This is a genomic window from Desulfovibrio sp., assembly GCF_019424165.1.
In the GTDB taxonomy this organism is placed as follows: Bacteria; Desulfobacterota; Desulfovibrionia; order Desulfovibrionales; family Desulfovibrionaceae; genus Desulfovibrio.
Genome location: NZ_JAHZAA010000072.1, coordinates 1 through 1,665, shown reverse-complemented (window position 1 = coordinate 1,665; position 1,665 = coordinate 1). Strand labels below are relative to the sequence as shown.

Sequence of the window (1,665 nt, the reverse complement as noted above, 5' to 3'; positions counted from 1 at the left end):
CAAACATAGCCGCACAGCCCGCACTCAAGACAGGAGCCGATATGCTCATCCAGGTTACGCTCATGCAGGGCAAACTCGGCATTGCGGCTTAAAATGCTCGGGCTGAGCCGGGCAGGGCAGGTCAGCACGCAGGCTCCGCAGTTTACGCAGGGGCTGTGACCCTTCATGGGGGGAATCGTGCCAGCCTCAACGACAAAAACCCCCGTTGAGCCGCGGGTAAGACGGCGATCGAGTTTTTCGAGGCTTGCACCTCGCAGAGGGGCGCCCCGGACAAGCGTGTCTCCATTGCGCAGGCTGATCTGCGAAAATTCGAGCAACTGGCCGATCAGACAGCCGTCTTTTACAATATAATTCCCCGAATATTCACAGTTGCCGATAGTGACGACACTCTCCACAAGGGGGAGACAGGTTCGGGCCACCCGCCCCAGGCTCCAGATACTGTGCAAGCCGACTATGCCCACGCCCTTGGGGTTTTCCTGCCCGGTCACAGCCTTGATGACAAGGGCGTTAACGCTGGCCGGATATTGCGAAGGTACATGCAACACCTCGATGTCGTTGTGATGCAGGCGCATTTCTTTGGGTACCGCCAGCAGGATTCTTTTTGCGGGCGTGAGGCGACGCAGCATTTCAAGGCCATCGCGCAGGGTTTCCTGATGCGCCAGCAGCATGGGCTCGGCCCAGGTCACGCCGGGGTCGGGATTCAGGCCGTTGATAATAAGTGTATCGCAGGACTGCCCCAGCGATCTGGTATTCAGTCCCATACTTTTGAGCAAAGGCCGCAACTCTTCACCCCGTTGCGGCGCGGCGAGCAGGTCGGTTTTCTGCACGGCTTCGGCAGCCTGGCGCAGATCATCATCCGGTTCAATGGCGTCAATAAAAATACTGCTCTGGCTTACTTCGCTGATCTTGCCGTAAATTGGCGAAAACAGGTCGCCCTTCATGGGCGAAGAGTGTTCAGCCAGAAGCTTGTAAGGGTAGACAAACGCTTTTTTTGTAACGCCATCAGCCAGCTTGCAGTTCTCGCGGTTAAGCCGCACCCTGTCCGGCTGTGGTCCCGGGCTAAAACGTTGCGTCACCCCGTAAAGCAGGTGAAACCGGGGATCATTGATTACCTGAAAAAGTTCTTTCATCCCCGCCTCACTTGCCAGTATGACACTGGCCGCATTGTTGCTTGTCGAAAGGACCTTTGCCAAGCTTTTCATGGCAGCCCATGCATTGCTTGTGAAAGGCATCCATGGCGCCTGGGATCAGCTTTTCAGCAGTAACCCCGTGGCATACGGCACAGTTGGTTTGCAGAGGATTCAATTTGACCAGGCCGGTTTTAGGCAACATGTCGCGTACAGCCTTCATACTATGGCAGTTGGCACAGCCCTTGGGCTTGTCGGCGAACATGTCTTCGTGGCAAGTGATGCATTTGGCGTGTACCGCATCGGCCAGATTTGGGGGAGTACCTTCGTCGGCGGGCTTGCCGCTCGGTACGCCGGATGAATGGCAGTCAGCACAATTTTGCGGTTCTGGCTCTATGTCGGTATTTTTATGGTGGCATTCCCGGCAGTCGAGTCCCAGCTCTTCATAGTGCCGCTCATGTCCCCATTTTTTAGCACCCGCCTCATAGTGATGACAGGTGGCACATGCGGCGTTATCGTTGAACTGCGCCACATGTTT

Annotated in this window: 2 protein-coding genes; both read right to left on the bottom strand. The window is 56.0% G+C overall.

Features of this window, described 5'->3' with window-relative positions; translation table 11 throughout:
* Positions 1–1,130: 4Fe-4S dicluster domain-containing protein (locus QZ377_RS12605; RefSeq protein WP_291441591.1), on the bottom strand; the 1,130-nt coding region annotated here is incomplete at its 3' end.
* Positions 1,131–1,137: 7 nt separating this feature from the next.
* Positions 1,138–1,665: cytochrome c3 family protein (locus QZ377_RS12600; protein WP_291441589.1), on the bottom strand; the 528-nt coding region annotated here is incomplete at its 5' end.